This is a genomic window from Pseudomonas sp. RL_105y_Pfl2_101 (assembly GCF_963970585.1).
GTDB lineage: Bacteria > Pseudomonadota > Gammaproteobacteria > Pseudomonadales > Pseudomonadaceae > Aquipseudomonas.
In genome coordinates this window covers 377427-398765 of sequence record NZ_CAXAPG010000001.1, presented here as the reverse complement: position 1 = coordinate 398765, position 21339 = coordinate 377427, and the positions used below count along the sequence as shown (strand labels likewise).

Below are 21339 nucleotides of genomic sequence, written 5' to 3'. Positions count from 1 at the left end.
CTGGGGAAAGATCGCAGCCTCGTTGCACTCGGCAGCTCCTACAGGGCGTTATCCAATGACCAGAACAATCCACAAAGGTTGAACCATGGCTGTCACCCGCACACGCGCAAGCAGCAAGCCGTTGATCGAGAAACGTTCGATCGACTACATCCCGGAAGCAGAGAGACACGGCCGATTATTGAGCCAGTTCACCCTCTGGATGGGGGCCAACCTGCAAATCACCGCAATTGTCACCGGTGCATTGGCGGTGGTGCTTGGCGGTGATGTGTTCTGGTCGTTGATCGGTTTGCTGATCGGCCAACTGCTCGGCGGTGGCGTCATGGCGTTGCATGCCGCGCAAGGGCCCAAGCTGGGCCTGCCGCAGGTGATCTCCAGCCGGGTGCAGTTTGGTGTGTATGGCGCGGCTATCCCGATCGTGCTGGTGTGCCTGATGTACCTGGGTTTCACCGCAACGGGAACCGTGCTTTCCGGCCAGGCGCTGGGCCAGTTGTTTGGCGTCAGCGACAGTGTCGGCATCCTCATTTTCGCCAGTGTCATCGTGCTGGTCACGGTGCTCGGTTATCGGGTGATTCACTTCATTGGACGTGTCGCCAGCCTCCTTGGTGTGATTGCCTTTGTTTACCTGTTCGCTCGCCTGATGAGCCAGACGGACGTTGGCGCACTCCTGCAAATCCGCCATTTCAGCTGGAGCAGCTTCCTGCTTGCGGTGTCGCTCGCGGCATCCTGGCAGATCGCCTTCGACCCCTACGTGGCGGACTATTCGCGTTACCTGCCGAGCGAGACTTCTTCGGTGAAAACCTTTTTTGCCGCAGGTGCCGGTTCGGTTATTGGTGCGCAGGTGCGCGAAACAATGGCACGGCGCAGTACCCGATCAACTGATTCTGCCGGTCGAACCAGCCGGCGTTGTAGCACCTATAACAAGCGGGGCTGGTCGCGCTGCGGCGCAGGCCTGATTGGACGTGGAAAGGGCTGGATGCCTCTTGACTGCCGTAAGCCAATTCACTGATTAGGAGCGTCACACAATGAAATCGAACAAGACCCTGCTGACCACGTTGCTTTCCATGGGCCTGCTGGCCAGCGCTGGCGCCACACAAGCGGCGGGTTGGTGCGAGTCGGGCAAACCGGTGAAGTTCGCCGGCCTGAACTGGGAAAGCGGCATGCTGCTGACCGACGTCATGCAAGTGGTGCTGGAAAAAGGCTACGGCTGCAAGGTCGACAGCCTGCCAGGCAACTCCATCACCATGGAGAACGCCCTGGGCAGCAACGACATCCAGGTGTTTGCCGAAGAGTGGGTCGGCCGCAGTGAGGTCTGGAACAAGGCCGAGAAGGCCGGCAAGGTGGTCGGCGTCGGCGCCCCGGTCGTGGGCGCCATTGAAGGCTGGTATGTGCCGCGCTACGTGATTGAAGGCGACGCCAAACGCAAGCTCGAAGCCAAGGCGCCAGGCCTGAAGAACATCGCTGATCTGGGCCAGTACGCTGCCGTGTTCAAGGACCCGGAAGAACCGTCCAAGGGCCGTTTCTACAACTGCCCGGCCGGTTGGACCTGTGAGCTGGACAACAGTGAAATGCTGAAAAGCTATGGCCTGGAAAAAACCTACACCAACTTCCGCCCAGGCACCGGCCCGGCGCTGGATGCGGCGGTGCTGTCGAGCTACAAGCGCGGTGAACCGATCCTGTTCTACTACTGGTCACCCACGCCGCTGATGGGCCAGGTGGACCTGGTGAAACTGGAAGAAAAACCGGGTGTGGATAAGAGCGTAAGCATCAAGGTCGGCCTGTCCAAGACCTTCCACGACGAGGCTCCGGAACTGGTGGCGGTGCTGGAAAAGGTCAACTTGCCTATCGACATCCTGAACCAGAACCTCGGGCGCATGGCCAAAGAGCGGATCGAGTCGCCGAAACTGGCGAAGATCTTCCTGAAGGAACATCCTGAAGTCTGGCACGCCTGGGTAAGCGAAGACGCTGCCAAGAAAATCGACGCGGCTCTGTAGGTCGAATACTTCCCGGCCAACCGTGGGGCTGGCTGGGACGTTCACCGCATCCACTTGATTGAGAGTCTCTTATGTTTCCCGAAAGCTTTACCTTCTCCATCGCCGATTGGGTCAACGGTTGGGTCGACTCCCTGGTGACCAACTATGGCGATGTGTTCCGACACATCTCCGACACTTTGCTGTGGGCCATCGTCAACCTCGAAGGGTTGCTGCGCATGGCGCCTTGGTGGCTGATGCTGGCCATCGTCGGCGGCATCACCTGGCACGCCACCCGCAAGGTCGCAACCACGGCGGTAATCGTCGGCCTGCTGTTCCTGGTGGGCGCGGTGGGCCTGTGGGACAAGCTGATGCAGACCCTCGCCCTGATGCTGGTGGCGACACTGATCTCGGTGATGATCGGCATTCCGCTGGGCATTCTCTCGGCGCGCAGCAATCGCCTGCGTTCGGTACTTATGCCGTTGCTGGACATCATGCAGACCATGCCGAGTTTCGTGTACCTGATTCCGGTGTTGATGCTGTTCGGCCTGGGCAAGGTCCCGGCGATTTTCGCCACGGTGATCTACGCTGCGCCGCCACTGATTCGCCTGACCGACCTGGGTATCCGCCAGGTGGACGGCGAAGTGATGGAAGCCATCAATGCCTTCGGTGCCAACCGCTGGCAACAGCTGTTCGGCGTGCAACTGCCCCTGGCCCTGCCGAGCATCATGGCCGGGATCAACCAGACCACCATGATGGCCCTGTCGATGGTGGTCATCGCCTCGATGATCGGCGCCCGTGGCCTGGGTGAAGACGTACTGGTGGGCATCCAGACCCTCAACGTCGGACGCGGCCTGGAAGCTGGGCTGGCGATCGTGATTCTCGCCGTGGTCATCGACCGCATTACCCAGGCCTATGGTCGTCCTCGGCACGAGGTGAGCAAATGAGCAACGCAGCCATCAGCAAGATCGAAGTCAAGAACGTCTTCAAGATTTTCGGCAATCGCTCCAAGGAAGCCCTGGAGCTGATCCGCCAGAACAAGACCAAGGACCAGGTGCTGGCCGAAACCGGCTGCGTGGTTGGCGTGAACGACCTGTCGCTGAGCATCGGCACCGGTGAGATCTTCGTGATCATGGGCTTGTCCGGTTCCGGCAAATCCACCCTGGTGCGCCATTTCAACCGACTGATCGATCCTACCAGTGGCGCGATCCTGGTGGACGGTGAGGACATCCTGCAACTGGACATGGACGCCCTGCGCGAATTTCGCCGGCACAAGATCAGCATGGTGTTCCAGAGCTTCGGCCTGCTGCCCCACAAGAGCGTGCTGGACAACGTCGCCTATGGCTTGAAAGTGCGCGGCGAGAGCAAGCAGGTGTGTGCCGAGCGGGCGCTGCACTGGATCAACACCGTGGGCCTGAAAGGCTACGAGAACAAATACCCGCACCAGCTCTCCGGCGGCATGCGCCAGCGCGTCGGCCTGGCCCGGGCCTTGGCGGCGGACACCGACATTATCCTGATGGACGAAGCCTTCAGTGCGCTCGATCCGCTGATCCGCGCGGAAATGCAGGACCAGTTGCTGGAACTGCAAAAGACCCTGCACAAGACCATCGTCTTCATCACCCACGATCTCGACGAGGCCGTGCGCATCGGCAACCGTATCGCGATCCTCAAGGACGGCAAGCTGATCCAGGTCGGCACGCCTCGGGAGATCCTGCACTCGCCGGCGGATGAGTATGTCGATCGGTTTGTGCAACGGCGGGCGGCGGTGGTTTGAGAGGTTTTTGGTGCTCGGCGCGCTTTTGTGGCGAGCAAGCTTGCCCCCGCTCGGCCTGTAGGAGCTGTCGAGTGCAACGAGGCTGCGATCTTTCCCCTGCCACTTGAATCCCAAGCGAAAGCTCAAAAGATCGCAGGCTTCGCCAGCTCCTACAAAAGTCCAGCGGGAGAAAGCTCCCTCGCCACAGAGGCTATGCCTTAAGCCAGATGTGATGCTGAAGTGAATTTTTCATGAGGTTGAAGATGTCCCAGGCTGAAAAAATCGTAATCACAGGCGCCCCGTTGCGTTGGCAGGAAGTGGTCGCCGTCGCGCGCTTTGGCGCGGTGCTCGAGCTATCGACTGAGACCTGGGCGCGGATCGACAATGCCCAGGCCATCGTCCAGCGCATCGTCGAAAGCGGCGAGCGTGCCTATGGCGTCAACACCGGCCTGGGGGCCTTGTGCAATGTTTCGCTCAAGGATGAACAACTCAGCCAGCTGTCGCGCAACACCCTGCTCAGCCATGCCTGTGGCGTCGGCGCGGCGCTTTGCGATGAACAGACCCGGGCGATTGTCTGCGCCGCCATTCTCAACTACAGCCAGGGCAAGTCCGGCATCCATCGCCGGGTGGTCGAAGCGTTGCTGGCGCTGCTCAATCGCGGCATCACGCCGCAAGTGCCGTCCCAGGGTTCGGTGGGTTACCTGACCCACATGGCCCACATCGGCATCGCGCTGCTGGGCGTCGGCCAAGTCAGCTATCGCGGGCAAATCGTCCCGGCGCAACAGGCCCTGGCCGCAGAGGGTTTGCAACCGGTGCAGTTGGGGGCCAAGGACGGTTTGTGTCTGGTCAACGGCACGCCGTGCATGACCGGTCTGAGCTGTCTGGCCCTGGCCGATGCGACGCGGCTGGTGCAATGGGCCGATGTGATCGGTGCCATGAGCTTCGAGGCCCAGCGCGGGCAGATTGCCGCGTTCGATGCCGACGTCATCGCCCTCAAGCCGCACCCGGGCATGCAGCAGGTCGGCGTCAACTTGCGGGCCCTGCTGGACGGCAGCGAGGTCATCGCCGCGAGCCTGGGCATTCGCACCCAGGACGCATTGAGCATCCGCTCGATTCCCCAGGTGCACGGCGCGGCTCGCGACCAATTGGCCCACGCCCGGCAACAGATCGAAACCGAACTCAACGCGGTCACCGATAATCCGCTGCTGCTGGGCACGCCGGAGAACTTCCGGGTCATGTCCCAGGCCAATCCCCACGGCCAGTCGGTCGCCTTGGCGGCGGATCTGCTGGCGATTGCCATGGCTGAGATCGGCTCCATCGCAGAGCGCCGTCTCGACCGTTTGATCAACCCCCACGTCAGCGGCCTGCCGGCCTTCCTGGTGGCCAACCCCGGGGTGAACTCGGGGATGATGATCGTGCAATACGTCGCCGCGTCGTTGTGCGCGCAGAACAAGCAACTGGCGCAACCGGCGGTGCTCGACAATTTCGTCACCTCCGGGTTGCAGGAAGACCATTTGAGCATGGGCACCAACGCGACCCTGAAGCTGCACCGGGCGCTGGAAAACTGCACGCAGATCCTTGCCATCGAATACCTGCTGGCGGCCCAGGCCTTTGAGTTTCTCAAGGCCCAGCGTTTCGGCGCCGGCACCGACATCGCCTGGAAATTGCTGCGCGAGCGCGTCCCGGCCTACGACCAGGACCGCTGGCTGGCGCCGGACATCGCCAGTGCCGCCGGCCTGCTCAAAGACCCGAATGTGCTGCACAGCGTATTACCGAATTTGAACTGATCAAAAAAGCGCCAGCGTGCCAAGGCACCTATTGCCCATAAAGCATCGCCCAAAAAGCGAAGGTGACGGATAACGGAACATTCCGGAGCGACTGGCGGGTAAAAACAAAACGCTCAAAAGGAGCAATACATGACTGCCTTAAACCTGATTCCTGGCCAAATGAGCCTGGCTCAATTGCGTGACATCTATCAGCAACCTGTGACCTTGAGCCTCGACGCCAGCGCGTCGGCGCAGATTGAGGCCAGCGTTGCCTGCGTTGAACAGATCCTTGTCGAGAACCGCACCGCCTACGGCATCAACACCGGTTTTGGCCTGCTGGCCTCGACCCGTATCGCCAGCGAAGACCTGGAAAACCTGCAGCGCTCCCTGGTGCTGTCCCATGCCGCCGGGGTGGGCGAGCCAATCAGCGACGCGCTGGTGCGGCTGGTCATGGTGCTTAAGGTCAACAGCCTGAGCCGGGGTTTTTCCGGCATCCGTCGGCAGGTGATCGATGCGCTGATTGCGCTGATCAATGCCGAGGTTTATCCGCACATTCCGCTCAAGGGGTCGGTCGGTGCTTCCGGCGACTTGGCGCCACTGGCCCACATGTCCCTGGTGCTGCTGGGCGAAGGCAAGGCTCGCTACAAGGGCGAATGGCTGCCGGCCGTCGACGCGCTGAAAGTGGCTGGCCTCGTGCCGCTGACCCTGGCCGCCAAAGAAGGCCTGGCACTGCTCAACGGCACCCAGGTGTCCACCGCGTTTGCCCTGCGTGGCCTGTTTGAAGGTGAAGATCTGTTTGCCGGTGCCCTGGCCCTGGGCGGCCTCACGGTGGAAGCGGTGCTCGGCTCGCGTTCGCCATTCGATGCACGCATCCATGCCGCCCGTGGCCAGAAGGGTCAGATCGACGCCGCCGCTGCCTACCGCGATCTGCTGGGCGAGCGCAGCGAAGTCTCCGATTCGCACCAGAACTGCGACAAGGTCCAGGACCCGTACTCCCTGCGCTGCCAACCGCAAGTGATGGGCGCCTGCCTGACCCAGTTCCGCCAGGCCGCCGAGGTGCTGGTGATCGAGGCCAACGCGGTGTCGGATAACCCGCTGGTGTTCGCCGCCGAGGGCGACGTGATTTCCGGCGGCAACTTCCACGCCGAACCGGTGGCGATGGCGGCCGACAACATGGCCTTGGCGATTGCCGAGATTGGCTCCCTGAGCGAACGACGCATTTCGTTGATGATGGACAAGCACATGTCGCAACTGCCGCCGTTCCTCGTCGCCAATGGCGGGGTGAACTCCGGCTTCATGATCGCCCAGGTCACCGCGGCGGCTCTGGCCAGTGAAAACAAGGCGCTGTCCCATCCCCATTCGGTGGACAGCCTGCCGACGTCGGCCAACCAGGAAGACCACGTTTCCATGGCCCCGGCTGCCGGCAAGCGGCTGTGGGAAATGGCCGAGAACACCCGTGGGATCCTCGCGGTGGAATGGCTCGCGGCCTGCCAGGGGCTGGACCTGCGCGGTGGCCTGAAGACCTCCGCGAAACTGGAACGGGCCCGGGCATTGCTGCGTGCAGACGTACCGTTTTATGAGAAGGACCGCTTCTTTGCGCCGGACATCAATGCGGCCAGTCAATTGCTGGCGAGCCGGTGCCTGAACGAATTGGTTGCGGCGCAGTTGTTGCCGAGCCTTTAACTGCTCAAGAGCGTGCACCCTGTAGGAGTTGCCGAAGGCTGCGATCTTTTGATCTTGATCTGTTGTGCGTTCGCTCACGGCTCAATTGTCTGGGGAAAGATCGCAGCCTCGTTGCACTCGGCAGCTCCTACGTGTGCGCTTGTCATTAATCATACGGAGGCATCGGGATGAAAACCCTCTGGCAAAACTGCCACGCCGCCACCATGGCCCAGGGCGTCTACTCGATCATCGAAGACGCCGCCATCGTCACCCAGGGTGAGCACATTCAATGGATCGGCCCGCGTGCCGAATTGCCAACGGGTGACTACCCGGCGGTCAACGACCTCAAGGGCGCCTGGGTCACGCCGGGGCTGATTGACTGCCACACGCACACGGTGTTTGGCGGCAACCGCAGTGGTGAGTTCGAACAGCGCCTGCAAGGCGTCAGCTATGCCGAGATCGCGGCAGCCGGTGGCGGCATCACCAGCACCGTGCGCGCCACCCGGGCCGCCAGTGAAGATGAACTGTTCGCCAGCGCCGCCAAACGCCTGGGAAGCCTGATGCGCGACGGCGTGACCACGGTGGAAATAAAATCCGGCTACGGCCTGGACCTAGCCAGCGAACGCAAGATTCTGCGCGTCATTCGTCGCCTCGGCGCCGAATTGCCGGTCAGCGTGCGCAGCACGTGTCTGGCGGCCCACGCCTTGCCGCCGGAATACAAGGATCGGGCCGACGACTACATCGAGCACATCTGCACCGAGATGCTTCCGGCCCTGGCGGCTGAAGGGCTGGTGGATGCGGTGGATGCCTTTTGCGAATACCTGGCGTTTTCCCCGGCGCAGGTCGAGCGGGTGTTTATCACAGCGCAACAACTGGGGCTGCCAGTGAAGCTGCACGCCGAGCAATTGTCATCCCTGCACGGTTCAAGCCTGGCCGCGCGTTACCAGGCGCTGTCGGCCGATCACCTGGAATTCATGACCGAGGACGATGCCAAGGCCATGGCCGAATCCGGCACCGTGGCGGTGCTGTTGCCAGGGGCGTTTTATTTCCTGCGCGAAACCCAACTGCCGCCCATGGATGCCCTGCGCAAGCACGGTGTGAAAATCGCCGTGGCCAGCGACCTCAACCCCGGCACCTCGCCAGCGTTGTCGTTGCGCTTGATGTTGAACATGGCCTGCACATGCTTTCGGATGACCCCTGAAGAAGCCCTGGCCGGGGCGACGATTCATGCGGCCCAGGCCTTGGGCATGGCTCATACCCACGGTTCGCTGGAAGCCGGCAAGGTCGCGGATTTTGTCGCCTGGCACATCGACCGCCCGGCCGACCTGGCGTACTGGCTCGGTGGCGAACTGGAAAAACGCGTCGTGCGTCACGGCGTGCAAATCGATTGAGGAGAACGGTTGTGGAGAAGGTCCTGAATTTCAAGCAAGGCCGCGTGCCGCTGTTGATCAGCATGCCCCATGCCGGCCTGCGTCTGACCCCTGCGGTGCAGGCGGGTTTGATCCCCGAGGCCCAAAGCCTGCCAGACACCGACTGGCACATCCCAAGGCTATACGAATGTGCCACCGAGCTGGGCGCCAGCACCCTGGCCGCCGAGTATTCACGGTTCGTCGTCGACCTGAACCGCCCCTCTGATGACAAACCGATGTACGTCGGCGCCACCACCGGTTTGTACCCGGCGACACTGTTCGATGGTGTGCCGTTGTATCGAGAAGGGTTGGAGCCGTCAGCTGCGGAGCGGGCGACTTATCTGCAGCAGATCTGGATGCCGTATCACCAGGCGCTGCAACAGGAACTGGCGCGGCTCAAGGCCGAGTTTGGCTATGCCTTGCTGTTCGATGCCCACTCGATCCGTTCGGTGATCCCGCACCTGTTCGACGGCAAGCTGCCGGACTTCAACCTCGGTACTTTCAACGGTGTCAGTTGCGCCCCGCCCCTGGCCAGCCAGCTCGAAGCCATCTGCGCCGGTCACGGTCAGTTCACTCATGTGCTTAACGGGCGGTTCAAGGGCGGACACATCACCCGGCATTACGGCAACCCGGCCGAAGACATCCACGCGGTGCAACTGGAACTGTGCCAGAGCACCTACATGGAAGAGTTCGAACCGTTCAACTACCGCGCTGATCTGGCGGCACCGACCCAGGTGGTGCTCAGGGAATTGCTGGAAGGCTTCCTGGAGTGGGGACGGCAGGCTTACAAGAAATAAAGATCTAGCCATGACTCCTGTGGCGAGGGGAATTATCGGTGGGAGCAAAGCTTGCTCGCGATACAGGCGCCGCTGTTTCAGAGCAATCGCGTCGCCTTCATCGCGGGCAAGCTTTGCTCTCACAGCCCCCCTTGCCACAGGTTGGTTTTGTCCTTGAGTCTCGGGAGGAACTGTCGCCACTGTGCCAAACCGAGTCGCCACAGTTCATCTTCAGCCCCTCGGCGCTGCGTAATGTTTTTGGCACGGGGCAGCAAGACACCGACCTACAATAATCCGCTGCCGCACGAGACCTTCCCGATGAAAAGACTGTTCAAACGTTGTCTGTCGATCCTCTGCGGTACCACCCTCTTGAGCGCCGGGGCGATGGCCGCCGAGCCTGCGTCGTGCCAGACCGTGCGCATGGGCGTGGTCAACTGGACCGACGTGATCGCCACCAGCGGCATGGCCGATGTGTTGCTCACCGGGCTGGGCTACGAAAGCAAGCAGACCAGCGCCGTGCAGCAGATCATCTTCGCGGGCATTCGCGACAAGCGTCTCGACATCTTCCTGGGCTACTGGAAGCCGGCGATGGACAAGAACATCGCGCCGTTTCTGGCGGCCACCCAAGTGAAGGTATTGGACACGCCGAGCCTGGCCGACGCCCAGGCCACCCTGGCTGTTCCAGACTACGTCGCGGCGGCGGGGCTCAAGACCTTTGCCGACATCGCCCGGTTCAAGGATCAGCTCGGTGGCAAGATCTACGGGATCGAGCCAGGCAGCGGGGCCAACACCACCATCAAGACCCTGATTGAAACCAACCACTTTGGCCTCAAGGACTTCAAGCTGATCGAGTCCGGTGAAGCGGGCATGCTGGCCGCGGTGCAGCGGGCGGTGAATCGCAAGGAGTTCGTGGTCTTCGTTGGCTGGACCCCGCACCCGATGAACATCAACATGAACATCACCTACCTGACCGGCAGCGAGGATGTCTATGGCCCGAACGAAGGCGCCGCCACCGTCTCCACCGTCACCGCACCGGACTACGCCCAACGGTGCCCGAATGTGAACCGGTTGTTGGAAAACCTTACCTTCAGCGCTGCCCAGGAGAGTCAGTTGATGGTACCGATCATGGCGCGCAAGACGCCCCAGGACGTCGCCCGGCAATGGTTGCGCGATCATCCCGAGGATGTGCGGAAGTGGCTGGCCGGAGTCACCAGCTTCGACGGCAAGGATGGCGTGGCGACGGTGCAGGCCAGCCTCAAGCATTGACCTACCCGGCTGTGGCGGGGTGATTTACCTGTGGGAACAAGGCTTGCCCGCGATGGCGGTGGTACATCCAATCATTACGTCGACTGACACGCCGCCATCGCGGGCAAGCCTTGCTCCCACATTTCAATAGGTGGTGTTGGTCATGACCTCATATCCACTCTCTGAACAGATGTCAGCCTTCATCGACAAAACCATGAGCTTTACCAGCCCGGACGACAGTCTCACCGGTTTGCGCCAGGCCTACAGCCAGATGTGCCGGGCGTTCACCCCGGCGTGCCCGCCAACACTGGCAGTCGAGGATTTCGAGTTGGCCGGTGTGGCGGTGCGGGCCTATCACCTGCGGGGTGCCGCGCCACCCGCTGGCTGGCCCTGCATTTTCTATCTGCACGGCGGTGGTTGGGTGGTGGGGGACCTGGACTCCCATGACTTCATCTGCATGGAGCTGGCGGGCGCCCTTGGTGCGCTGGTGGTGGCGGTGGATTATCGATTGGCGCCAGAGCATCCGTTTCCAGCCGGGCTGGACGATTGCCTCGCCGTGTGGCGTCATCTGGCAGCCATGCCCTTTGCCATCGATCCGCGTCGTCGGCTGGTGGTCGGTGACAGTGCTGGCGGCAATCTCGCCGCTGCGTTATGCCTGGCCTTGCGTGATGCCGGGCAAGCGTTGCCCCGGGCCCAGGTGTTGATCTATCCGGCGCTCGGTGGCCCGGCAACGCTCGCCTCGCGCCACGAATGTGCCGATGCGCCGCTGCTGAGCCGCCATGACCTGGACGGCTATCACGCGCTGTACCTGGGCGGCGATGCACCGTCGCCTTGCGCCATGCCGTTGCTCGCCGATCACCTGGGCGGCTTGCCGCCGGCGTTGATCGTCGTGGCGCAATGGGACCCGCTGCGCGACGATGGTGTCCTTTATAGCGAGCGGCTGAACGCCGCAGGGGTGGACGCTGTGCTGTCTGTCGGCGAAGGGTTGGTCCACGGTTGCCTGCGCGGTCGGGGCCAGGTGCCGGAGGTCGATCGGATGTATCGCACACTGCTGGCGTACCTGGCTGACATGCTTTGACTGCGCAGGGACATGCTCATTAAGGTGATTCGGGTTTATGATGCCGTACGGCAGACTAAATAGACGTCCCCACAGGGATGACTCGACCCCTTACGGAGCGCGCAATGCAGACTTTGTACCCGCAGATCAAACCTCATGCCCGGCACGATCTGGCTGTCGATGACACCCACACGCTCTATGTCGATGAAAGCGGTTCCCCAGAAGGCCTGCCGGTGGTGTTCATTCATGGCGGCCCGGGTGCTGGCTGCGATGCACAGAGCCGCCGCTACTTCGATCCGAACCTGTACCGCATCGTCACGTTCGACCAGCGCGGTTGCGGCCGGTCCACCCCCCATGCCAGCCTTGAAAACAACACCACCTGGGATCTGGTCGAAGACCTGGAGCGCATCCGCAAGCACTTAGGCATCGAGAAATGGGTACTGTTTGGCGGTTCCTGGGGCTCGACCCTGGCCCTGGCCTACGCCCAGACTCATCCGGAGCGGGTACACGGCCTGATCCTGCGTGGGATCTTTCTCTGCCGGCCGCAGGAAATCGAGTGGTTCTACCAGGCCGGCGCCAGTCGCCTGTTCCCCGACTATTGGCAGGACTACATCGCACCAATCCCGTTGGACGAGCGTGACAACCTGCTCAGCGCTTTCCACAAGCGCCTGACCGGTAACGACCAGATCGCCCAGATGCACACGGCCAAGGCCTGGTCCACTTGGGAAGGCCGCACCGCGACCCTGCGTCCGAACCCGCTGGTGGTCGATCGCTTCTCCGAGCCGCAGCGGGCACTGTCGATCGCCCGGATCGAATGCCACTACTTCACCAACAACGCCTTCCTCGAACCCAACCAGTTGATTCGCGACATGGGCAAGATCGCCCATTTGCCGGGCGTCATCGTGCATGGCCGCTACGACGTCATCTGCCCGTTGGACAATGCCTGGGAGCTGCATCAGAACTGGCCCAACAGCGAACTGCAGGTGATTCGCGACGCTGGCCACGCCGCCTCGGAGCCGGGGATCACCGATGCACTGGTGCGCGCCGCTGCACAAATGGCCCGGCGCCTGCTCGACCTGCCGCCCGAAGAAGCATGAAGGGGCTGTTGCAACGCGTTCGCGGCGCACGGGTCGAAGTATCAGGCGAGATCGTCGGGGCGGTGGATCAAGGCTTGCTGGTGTTGGTGGCCGTCGAGCCCGGGGATACCCGGGCCAGCGCCGACAAGCTCTTGCATAAGTTGCTTAACTATCGAGTATTCAGTGACGCCGACGGCAAGATGAACCTGTCGCTGGTGGATGTCGGTGGTGGGTTGCTGCTGGTGTCGCAGTTCACCTTGGCGGCCGACACCAAAAGTGGTTTGCGCCCGGGCTTTTCGACAGCCGCGCCTCCGGCCCTGGGGGAAGAGTTGTTCAGCTATTTGCTGAACCAGGCGAAACAGGTGCATGGCACTGTGGCATCAGGTAGATTCGGCGCCGACATGCAGGTGCATCTGGTCAATGATGGCCCGGTAACCTTCCTGTTACAGGTCTGAAAGCCTTTGAAACATCTTTTCGGTCCTGTTTCGAGGCAAAACAGGGAGTTTTCTCGATAAATACTTTGTTGCCCCTGATGCGTTGTCACGCGGGCTACTAGATAATCGCGCGCTACGGGGGACCAGCATTCGCTGGTCCATTTGACTTTAGGTAGAGATTTGTCCTGAACCGTTTGGGGAATCATTTTGTCCCATCGGAGTCGGAACAATGCTCGCCAACTTGGCAAGGGTGGTCAGCAGGAACGGTTTTCAGCGCCGTTTCCGTGCAGGTACTTTATCTGGCCGTTGGTTTTTTGATCAGTTTTCGGCGAGGGTTGCTCGTGATTGTTAGTCCCTGTAATGCACCAAAAATGTCTGCCAAACGGTTTAGAAACGCCCTGGTAGCGGGCTCGGCTCTGCTGTGCCTGTTCGGCGCGGGCCAACTGTGGGCATTCAGCCTGGATGATGTATCGGCGAAGGCTCAAGAACTGGCCGGGCAAAAATACGAAGCCCCGCGCAGCAATCTGCCGAACGAATTCCGCGATATGAAATTCGCTGACTATCAAAAAATCCGTTTTCGCACCGAAAAAGCCGAATGGGCCGACCAGAAGACACCGTTCAGGCTGTCCTTCTATCACCAGGGCATGCATTTCGACACGCCGGTGAAGATCAACGAAATCACCGCGACCACCGTCGAAGAGCTCAAGTATGACCCGTCGCGCTTCGATTTCAGTGACGTGAAATTCGATCCCAAGGCCACCGAGCAATTGGGCTACGCCGGTTTTCGCGTGTTGTACCCGATCAACAAGGCCGACAAGCAAGACGAAATCATGACCATGCTGGGCGCGAGTTATTTCCGCGTCATCGGCAAGGGCCAGGTCTATGGCTTGTCGGCTCGTGGCATGGCCATCGACACCGCATTACCATCAGGTGAAGAGTTCCCACGCTTTCGCGAATTCTGGATCCAGCGTCCGAAACCGACCGACAAGCACTTGGTGATCTTCGCCCTGCTGGATTCGCCGCGCGCCACTGGCGCCTATCGCCTGATCCTGCGTCCGGGCACCGACACCGTGGTCGACGTGAAGTCGCGCATGTTCCTGCGTGAGCGCGTGACCAAGCTGGGCGTGGCCCCATTGACCAGCATGTACCTGTTCGGCGCCAACCAACCGTCCAAAGTGCTGAACTACCGTCGTGAACTGCACGATTCCAGTGGCCTGTCGATCCATGCCGGTAACGACGAGTGGATCTGGCGCCCTCTGAACAACCCGAAACACCTGGCCGTGAGCAACTTCTCGGTAGAAAATCCGCGTGGCTTCGGCCTGTTGCAACGGGGGCGTGACTTCAGCCACTACGAAGACCTCGACGACCGCTACGACAAGCGTCCAAGTGCCTGGATCGAACCCAAAGGCGATTGGGGCAAGGGCTCCGTCGACTTGGTAGAAATTCCGACCGCCGACGAAACCAACGACAATATCGTTGCCTTCTGGAGCCCGGAAAAACTGCCTGAGCCAGGTCAGCCGCTGGACTTCAACTATCGCCTGCACTGGACCCTCGACGAAGCCAGCCTGCACTCGCCGGACAGCGCCTGGGTCCAGCAGACCCTGCGTTCCACCGGCGACGTGAAGCAGTCCAACCTGATCCGTCAGCCGGACGGCAGCGTGGCCTACCTGGTGGATTTCGAAGGTCCGTCCCTGCAGGCCCTGCCGGAAGACGCCGATGTGCGTAGCCAGGTGAGCGTCGGCGAAAACGGCGAGATCGTCGAGAATAGCGTGCGCTACAACCCTGAAACCAAGGGCTGGCGCTTGACCCTGCGGTTGAAGATCAAGGACTCGAAACAGCCCACCGAAATGCGTGCGGCGCTGGTCCGTCCATTGATGCCTGTCGAAGCCCCGGCTGTCTCGCATTCCGTGACCACGACCCTGGCCAAGGCCGACAAAGTCGCCCGCCAGCAGACCGCAAAAGAACTCGCGAAAGAAAAAGCGAAAGACGAAGCCAAGGCCGTCAAGGCGGCGGACGCAGCTGTTGAACCGACCCCAACCCAGCAGGAACCGGAACCGACTGAACAAGTCCTGACCGAGACCTGGAGCTATCAGTTGCCAGCCGATGAGTAATACGCCAGTACAGCCAGAGACGCTCAGCGAGTACCTGGCCCATTTGCCCATGACCGACGAGCAGCGCGCCGAACTGGCGGGCTGCAAGTCCTTCAGCGAATTGCACGAACGCTTGTCCTCATCGACCTTCGACCAGCCCGCCGAGGCGGCGCAAACCTCGGTGGGCCGCCGGCTGACGCTGAGCAGCGCCGAGGAACTCGAGGACGCCCAGATGCTGGGGCTCGACGCCGGTGGTCGGGTCTGCCTGAAAGCGACGCCGCCGATCCGTCGGACCAAGGTCGTGCCGGAGCCGTGGCGCACCAATATCCTGGTGCGCGGCTGGCGACGCCTGACCGGTCGTACCAACCCGCCGAAGCCGCCCAAGGACGAGCGCGTGCTGCCACATGCGCGCTGGCGTACCGTGGGCTCGATCCGCCGCTACATCTTGCTGATATTGATGCTCGGCCAGACTATCGTCGCCGGCTGGTACATGAAAGGCATCATGCCGTACCAGGGCTGGTCGTTCGTGGACCTGGAAGAAGTCCTGCACCAACCGCTGTTGCAGACCGCCACGCAAGTACTGCCGTATGCGCTGCAAACCAGCATCCTGATTCTGTTCGGGATTCTGTTCTGCTGGGTCTCGGCGGGTTTCTGGACGGCGCTGATGGGCTTTCTCGAATTGCTCACCGGTCACGACAAATACCGCATCTCCGGTGCCAGCGCTGGCAACGAGCCGATTCCCAAGGACGCCCGCACCGCGCTGGTGATGCCGATCTGCAACGAAGACGTGCCACGGGTATTTGCCGGTTTACGCGCAACCTTCGAGTCGGTGGCCGCCACCGGTGACCTGGATCGTTTCGACTTCTTCGTGCTCAGTGACAGTAACGAAACCGATATCTGCGTGGCCGAACAACAGGCCTGGCTGGACGTCTGCCGTGAAGCCGGTGGTTTCGGCAAGATATTCTATCGCCGCCGTCGCCGTCGCGTGAAGCGCAAGAGCGGCAACCTCGACGACTTCTGCCGTCGTTGGGGCAGCGACTACAAGTACATGGTCGTGCTCGACGCCGACAGCGTCATGAGCGGTACGTGCCTGACCAGCCTGGTGCGCCTGATGGAAGCCACGCCGGACGCCGGCATCATCCAGACCGCGCCACGTGCCTCGGGCATGGACACGCTGTATGCGCGCATGCAGCAGTTCGCCACTCGGGTGTACGGTCCACTGTTCACCGCCGGCCTGCACTTCTGGCAGTTGGGTGAATCCCACTACTGGGGCCACAACGCGATCATCCGCATGAAACCGTTCATCGAGCACTGCGCCCTGGCGCCGCTGCCCGGTAAAGGCGCGTTCGCCGGTGCCATCCTGTCCCACGACTTCGTCGAAGCGGCGCTGATGCGCCGTGCCGGCTGGGGCGTGTGGATTGCCTATGACTTGCCGGGCAGCTACGAAGAACTGCCGCCAAACCTGCTGGACGAACTCAAGCGTGACCGTCGCTGGTGCCACGGCAACCTGATGAACTTCCGGCTGTTCCTGGTCAAGGGCATGCACCCGGTACACCGTGCGGTGTTCCTGACCGGCGTGATGTCCTACCTGTCGGCGCCACTGTGGTTCTTCTTCCTGGTGCTGTCCACTGCGTTGTTGGCGGTGAACACGCTGATGGAGCCGCAGTACTTCCTCGAGCCGCGTCAGCTCTATCCGTTGTGGCCACAATGGCATCCGGAAAAGGCCATCGCCCTGTTCTCCACCACCATCGTGCTGCTGTTCCTGCCCAAGTTGCTGAGTATCGTGTTGATCTGGGCCAAGGGTGCGAAGGCGTTTGGTGGCAAGTTCAAGGTGACGCTGTCGATGCTGCTGGAGATGCTGTTCTCCATGCTGCTGGCGCCGGTGCGGATGATTTTCCACACCCGTTTCGTGCTCGCCGCGTTCCTGGGCTGGGCTGCGACCTGGAACTCGCCACAACGTGACGACGACTCCACGCCATGGAGCGAAGCGCTCAAGCGCCACGGTCCGCAAACCTTGCTGGGCTTCTTCTGGGCCTTGCTGGTGATCTGGCTGAACCCAAGCTTCCTGTGGTGGCTGGTGCCGATCGTGGGTTCGCTGATGCTGTCGATTCCGGTGTCGGTGATCTCCAGCCGCGTGGGCCTGGGCTTGAAGTCCCGTGATGAAAGCCTGTTCCTGATCCCCGAGGAATACGCCCCGCCACAGGAGCTGCTGTCGACGGACCAGTACACCCATGAAAACCGTTGGCATGCGCTCAAAGACGGTTTCATCCGGGCGGTGGTCGATCCGCAACAAAACGCCTTGGCGTGTGCGCTGGCGACCTCGCGTCACGGCCAGGCCGAGCCGATTGAATGGCTGCGGGTCGAACGTGTCCGCCACGCCCTGAAGGTCGGTCCTGCCGAGCTAAGCAACGCTGAGCGACTGGCGTTGCTAAGTGACCCGGTGGCCCTGTCCCGCCTACATGAGCAGGTCTGGAGCGAGGCGCATCCGGAGTGGCTGGCGGCGTGGCGTGAGTCGGTCAAGGCCGACCCTCATGCACCGTTGCTGCCGCTACAGCCGGTGAGCGTACAGCCTCAACTGGCCTGATACGCAAAAAAGCCTCGCTTCTGGAAGGAAGCGGGGCTTTTTGTTGGGCGTATTTTCTATCTGCGGATCGCCCTTGTGGCGAGGGAGCTTGCTCCCGCTGGGTGGCGCAGCCGCCCCCGATTCTGTGGTGCGCTCAGTGTTGCGGGTTGATGCTATCCAACATCCGGTTTGCCAATAACCTGCTCAGTTCCATCAGTTGCTGAATGCCGAAGGCAACGTGGCGCCGCGAGCCTTTCAGGTCGAACGCAAGGTCGCTGATCATGGCATCGGCTGAGGCCAGGTTTTCGCTGAGGTTGGCCAGCAGGCTTTCGGTGTCGATGCAGGCGACGACGGTGAAGAGCTGGCCTGGCGATGGCTTATTCTCGGATTTGGCCTGTTTGGGGATCAGGTAGTCATCGAGCGCGCGATCAGTGGCTTCCTGGAGTTTCTTGGGGTCGGTTTCTGGTTCTGGTGGGTTGGGTGTGACCTTGTGCATGGTTGACGCTCCTTGATTGATGGAGCCGCCAGACATCGCTGCTAAACGAAAAAGGTGGCGACTGTGCGCGGGTTAGCAGACCAGGAATCAAGGAACCCGGCGCACCGAAGTGCCCCACGCACAGCCGCCATAAAGCGGACCTGCGTGCCTTGATATTGTGCCGAGCTGCTAAACCCGATCGCTGAACTGACAGCGACCTGCAAACGTTAGAGCCCAGGGCCAAGGCGCACAAGCCGGCGGATTCTGGCGTAGTTGTAGGCAATGGCGCAAGGCTCCGTAGCCTTGGGATGACGGATTGTGGGACGCAGGTATTTTTGTATGTATATCCGTTATTTAGGTGACGGCGGCTGACGGTTCCGCTCTTACAGCGGCTCACTTTTGAGAAGCGCAAAAGTAAGCAAAACGCTTTTGCCCCACCACTCGGTGCCTCGCTAGGGCTCGGCATGCCCTCACTCCGGCATTGCTCCGGGATGCCCACTCCACAATGCCTGCGTTCGGCCAGCGTGGTTAACGGGGCGCCGAGATCAACGTCCACCGCGAGGCGGCCTAGTAGCCGGCCTAGCTCTTGCGGTCGTACACCCCTCAGATCTGTTTGAGCAGGACCTGTGGGAGCAAAGCTTGCTCGCGAGGCGGCCTTATAGCCGACCTGGCTCTCCCGGTCGTACTCCGATCCCATTGTGGGAGCGAGCCTGCTCGCGAAGACGGCGGCACATTCAGCATTGATGCAAGCAGACCCAACGCCATCGCGAGCAAGCTCGCTCCCACAGGAGGAACGCGGTCTCCATCAAGAACCAGGTCGGCTGTTAGGCCGCCTCGTGGTGGACGTTGATCTCGGGCACACCGAGCCTAGGCGAGGTGCCAAGTGGTGGGGCAGAAGCGCTTTGGTTACTTTCGCGCTTTTCGAAAGTGAGCCGCTGTAAGAGCGGAACCCTAAGCCGCCGTTACCAAAAAAACGGATATACACACAAATCCTAAGTAAGGCAGCCGCAAGGCATCAAACCCGGAACCGCCCCACCAACGTCTGCAAATGCACCCCCAACCGCGTCAGCTCCGCACTGGAGGCGGCAGTCTCCTCACTGGACGAGGCCGTTTGCTCCGACACATCACGCACATTCAGCACACTACGGTTGATCTCCTCAGCCACCGCACTCTGCTGCTCAGCCGCCGCGGCGATCTGCTGGTTCATCGACTGGATCGCCGAGACCGTACGAGTGATGTTCTCCAACGAGCCCCCCGCACGGCGGGTCAGTTCGACGCTGTTGTCGGTCAGGTTGCGGCTGTTGTCCAGGGTGGTCGCGACCTGTTCGGTGCCTGATTGCAGACCGACGATCAGTTGCTCGATTTCTTCAGTGGATTTCTGGGTGCGCTGGGCCAGGCTGCGAACCTCGTCGGCCACCACGGCGAAACCACGACCGGCTTCTCCCGCGCGAGCCGCCTCGATTGCCGCGTTGAGGGCCAGCAGGTTTGTCTGTTGGGCCACGGACTTGATCACGTCCAGCACACTGCCGATCTTGTCGCTTTCTCGCTTCAAATCGCCCATGGCGGTGGTGGAGTTACCGACTTCGAGTGCCAGGCGTTCGATTTGGGCAATCGCTTCTCCGACCACCTTGTCGCCTTCGCGCGCCTGGGCATCGGCAGCGGCTGCGGCTTCGGAGGCTTCCTCGGCGTTGCGTGCCACTTCCTGCACCGTGGCAGTCATTTCGTTCATGGCGGTGGCGACCTGATCGGTTTCCACTTTCTGGCTATTGACCCCGGCACTGGTCTGCTCGGTGACGGCCGAGAGCTGTTCGGCGGCGCTGGCGATTTGCGTAACCCCATCGCTGATACCTCCGATCAGTTGCCGCAGGTTGATCACCATGCGTTGCAGGCTGCTTTGCAACTGGCCCATCTCGTCGCGCCGATGGACGTCAAGGTCATGGCTCAGGTCGCCCGAAGCGACGCGCTCGACTGCAACCAGGGTGTGTTGCAGCGGAACGACGATCTGTCGGGTAATGATCCACGCTGCCAGTAGGCCAAACGCCAAGGCCAGGAGGGTGACGATGATCAATGCCTCTTTCGCGTGAATCGTCTCCTGATCACGTTTCTCGGTCTGCGAGGCCGTCAATCGGTGGCTTAACTCGTTCAAACGGGTGTCTTGCTCCACCATTCGCTTGAGGGCTGAGGCATTGGCTACCTGCGAGTCTCGGAACTGACCGACTGCGGCGCGATAGGCCTTCATTGATTCGGTGGCCTGTTGCAGGTTGGCGGTGTACTGCTCCGGCAGTGTACTCGGCAAGGCCTCCAGGCTTTTCAAGACGTTATCAATGGCCTCCAGCGCCGGTTGCTCGGCTTCGGCCTTGCCGCTGTAGGTGTAGCCACGAACCTGGTAGCGCGCTTGCTGGATCAGTTTGCTCAGCTCAACCACGTCGTTGAATAGGGGGACACTGTCGCCTTGGCGCAAGGCATCTTCGACTTCCTTCACCTTGGCCACGGCGTTGTCGGCGTTGGCTCCCAGCTTGGGTCGAGCCGATTCGCGGTTCTGCGTCGCCTGGGTCATGTCGGCAAAGGCGCGTATGTATTCGTCAAGCGTCGCCAACTGCTGATTGAGCATTTCCAGGTCAGAGGCGCGCGTAAACGTTTTGAGGGAGGCGTGCGTGCCTTCCTGCAGCTTGACCAAGAGTTCGCTGACGGCTGTTGGGCCTTGTTCACCGCGACGCATTTCATAGTCGAGACGGGCGACTCGCAGATCCTTGTCCAGCTCGTTGAGCTCGGCGATGGAAGCCTGCTTATCTGCGCGGCTGATCACACTACTCAGGCTGTTCCAGCCGGCGAAGGTGTTCAGGATGGTCATCAGCAGTACCAGGCCAAAACCGAAACCCAGTTTGCGATTGACGCTTACATTTCCAAGCTTCTCGGTCAGCCAACTGAACATGCCGATACTCCCTTGAACCTTTTATAGGCTTTATGAGAAGAGTATCGACCCTGTTGTGGCGATCTGTAGGAAATAGGCGGGTGTTTTTCCGGGGCTCTCCCGCTTGGGCTGTGTAGGCGCTGCCGAAGGCTGAG

General features: G+C 61.3%; 15 protein-coding genes and 2 pseudogenes. 14 read left to right on the top strand and 3 right to left on the bottom strand.

Annotated features, from left to right (window positions below):
• Positions 1 to 85 precede the first annotated feature (85 nt).
• The 14 genes and pseudogenes from AACY31_RS01725 to mdoH form a co-directional block, all read left to right on the top strand.
• Positions 86 to 838: pseudogene (locus AACY31_RS01725) on the top strand (purine-cytosine permease family protein); the annotation flags it as partial.
• Between the two features lie 184 nt (positions 839 to 1022).
• Positions 1023 to 1991, top strand: a complete 969-nt coding sequence (locus tag AACY31_RS01720; RefSeq protein ID WP_339481079.1) for an ABC transporter substrate-binding protein — start codon at positions 1023 to 1025, stop codon at positions 1989 to 1991.
• A 71-nt stretch (positions 1992 to 2062) separates the two neighbouring features.
• Positions 2063 to 2914, top strand: a complete 852-nt coding sequence (locus tag AACY31_RS01715; protein WP_339481078.1) for an ABC transporter permease — start codon at positions 2063 to 2065, stop codon at positions 2912 to 2914.
• Positions 2911 to 3741 (top strand): quaternary amine ABC transporter ATP-binding protein, encoded by an 831-nt coding sequence (locus AACY31_RS01710; protein WP_050586211.1) that lies wholly within the window; start codon positions 2911 to 2913, stop codon positions 3739 to 3741. Before AACY31_RS01715 ends, AACY31_RS01710 begins: the two co-directional genes overlap by 4 nt.
• Before the next feature lie 242 nt (positions 3742 to 3983).
• The gene (locus tag AACY31_RS01705) at positions 3984 to 5507 is read left to right on the top strand and encodes an HAL/PAL/TAL family ammonia-lyase (protein ID WP_339481077.1); all 1524 of its coding nucleotides are present in this window, start codon (positions 3984 to 3986) and stop codon (positions 5505 to 5507) included.
• A 129-nt stretch (positions 5508 to 5636) separates the two neighbouring features.
• The gene (hutH, locus tag AACY31_RS01700) at positions 5637 to 7169 is read left to right on the top strand and encodes a histidine ammonia-lyase (protein ID WP_339503738.1); all 1533 of its coding nucleotides are present in this window, start codon (positions 5637 to 5639) and stop codon (positions 7167 to 7169) included.
• Between the two features lie 167 nt (positions 7170 to 7336).
• Positions 7337 to 8539, top strand: a complete 1203-nt coding sequence (hutI, locus tag AACY31_RS01695) for an imidazolonepropionase (RefSeq protein ID WP_339503736.1) — start codon at positions 7337 to 7339, stop codon at positions 8537 to 8539.
• 11 nt (positions 8540 to 8550) lie between these two features.
• Positions 8551 to 9354 carry an N-formylglutamate deformylase gene (gene hutG / locus AACY31_RS01690; protein WP_339491350.1) on the top strand — a complete coding sequence of 268 codons (804 nt, stop codon included), beginning with the start codon at positions 8551 to 8553 and terminating at the stop codon, positions 9352 to 9354.
• Positions 9355 to 9651: 297 nt separating this feature from the next.
• Complete coding sequence (locus tag AACY31_RS01685) at positions 9652 to 10599, top strand: choline ABC transporter substrate-binding protein (RefSeq protein ID WP_339481071.1); 948 nt, start codon at positions 9652 to 9654, stop codon at positions 10597 to 10599.
• 142 nt (positions 10600 to 10741) lie between these two features.
• Positions 10742 to 11656: an alpha/beta hydrolase gene (locus AACY31_RS01680; protein ID WP_339503734.1), complete on the top strand. Its 915-nt coding sequence runs from the start codon at positions 10742 to 10744 to the stop codon at positions 11654 to 11656.
• A 104-nt stretch (positions 11657 to 11760) separates the two neighbouring features.
• On the top strand, positions 11761 to 12732 hold the full coding sequence (gene pip / locus AACY31_RS01675) for a prolyl aminopeptidase (RefSeq protein ID WP_339481068.1): 972 nt from the start codon (positions 11761 to 11763) through the stop codon (positions 12730 to 12732).
• A complete protein-coding gene (gene dtd / locus AACY31_RS01670; RefSeq protein WP_339481067.1) occupies positions 12729 to 13166 on the top strand; it encodes a D-aminoacyl-tRNA deacylase in 438 nt (145 codons plus the stop codon). The genes pip and dtd overlap by 4 nt, the downstream gene beginning before the upstream one ends.
• Positions 13167 to 13486: 320 nt before the next feature.
• Positions 13487 to 15256 (top strand): glucan biosynthesis protein G, encoded by a 1770-nt coding sequence (locus AACY31_RS01665; RefSeq protein ID WP_339481065.1) that lies wholly within the window; start codon positions 13487 to 13489, stop codon positions 15254 to 15256.
• Positions 15249 to 17819: a glucans biosynthesis glucosyltransferase MdoH gene (gene mdoH, locus AACY31_RS01660; protein ID WP_339503732.1), complete on the top strand. Its 2571-nt coding sequence runs from the start codon at positions 15249 to 15251 to the stop codon at positions 17817 to 17819. Before AACY31_RS01665 ends, mdoH begins: the two co-directional genes overlap by 8 nt.
• A 133-nt stretch (positions 17820 to 17952) precedes the next feature.
• Here mdoH and AACY31_RS01655 read toward each other — a convergent pair whose 3' ends face one another.
• The 3 genes and pseudogenes from AACY31_RS01655 to AACY31_RS28815 all read right to left on the bottom strand — a co-directional run.
• Positions 17953 to 18294, bottom strand: a complete 342-nt coding sequence (locus AACY31_RS01655) for a DUF6124 family protein (RefSeq protein ID WP_339481062.1) — start codon at positions 18292 to 18294, stop codon at positions 17953 to 17955.
• A 994-nt stretch (positions 18295 to 19288) separates the two neighbouring features.
• Complete coding sequence (locus AACY31_RS28820) at positions 19289 to 20002, bottom strand: methyl-accepting chemotaxis protein (RefSeq protein WP_445261517.1); 714 nt, start codon at positions 20000 to 20002, stop codon at positions 19289 to 19291.
• A gap of 141 nt (positions 20003 to 20143) precedes the next feature.
• Positions 20144 to 21124: pseudogene (locus tag AACY31_RS28815) on the bottom strand (methyl-accepting chemotaxis protein); the annotation flags it as partial.
• Between the last annotated feature and the right edge of the window lie 215 nt (positions 21125 to 21339).

What these genes read in the sequence shown, in the direction of transcription:
- AACY31_RS01720 (WP_339481079.1), top strand. Translation starts at nt 1,023, where the DNA reads ATGAAATCGAACAAGACCCTGCTGACCACGTTGCTTTCCATGGGCCTG.
- pip (WP_339481068.1), top strand. Translation starts at nt 11,761, where the DNA reads ATGCAGACTTTGTACCCGCAGATCAAACCTCATGCCCGGCACGATCTG.
- AACY31_RS01680 (WP_339503734.1), top strand. Translation starts at nt 10,742, where the DNA reads ATGACCTCATATCCACTCTCTGAACAGATGTCAGCCTTCATCGACAAA.
- AACY31_RS01705 (WP_339481077.1), top strand. Translation starts at nt 3,984, where the DNA reads ATGTCCCAGGCTGAAAAAATCGTAATCACAGGCGCCCCGTTGCGTTGG.
- dtd (WP_339481067.1), top strand. Translation starts at nt 12,729, where the DNA reads ATGAAGGGGCTGTTGCAACGCGTTCGCGGCGCACGGGTCGAAGTATCA.
- hutH (WP_339503738.1), top strand. Translation starts at nt 5,637, where the DNA reads ATGACTGCCTTAAACCTGATTCCTGGCCAAATGAGCCTGGCTCAATTG.
- AACY31_RS28820 (WP_445261517.1), bottom strand. Translation starts at nt 20,002, where the DNA reads ATGAACGAAATGACTGCCACGGTGCAGGAAGTGGCACGCAACGCCGAG.
- AACY31_RS01710 (WP_050586211.1), top strand. Translation starts at nt 2,911, where the DNA reads ATGAGCAACGCAGCCATCAGCAAGATCGAAGTCAAGAACGTCTTCAAG.
- AACY31_RS01655 (WP_339481062.1), bottom strand. Translation starts at nt 18,294, where the DNA reads ATGCACAAGGTCACACCCAACCCACCAGAACCAGAAACCGACCCCAAG.
- mdoH (WP_339503732.1), top strand. Translation starts at nt 15,249, where the DNA reads ATGAGTAATACGCCAGTACAGCCAGAGACGCTCAGCGAGTACCTGGCC.
- AACY31_RS01715 (WP_339481078.1), top strand. Translation starts at nt 2,063, where the DNA reads ATGTTTCCCGAAAGCTTTACCTTCTCCATCGCCGATTGGGTCAACGGT.
- hutI (WP_339503736.1), top strand. Translation starts at nt 7,337, where the DNA reads ATGAAAACCCTCTGGCAAAACTGCCACGCCGCCACCATGGCCCAGGGC.
- AACY31_RS01685 (WP_339481071.1), top strand. Translation starts at nt 9,652, where the DNA reads ATGAAAAGACTGTTCAAACGTTGTCTGTCGATCCTCTGCGGTACCACC.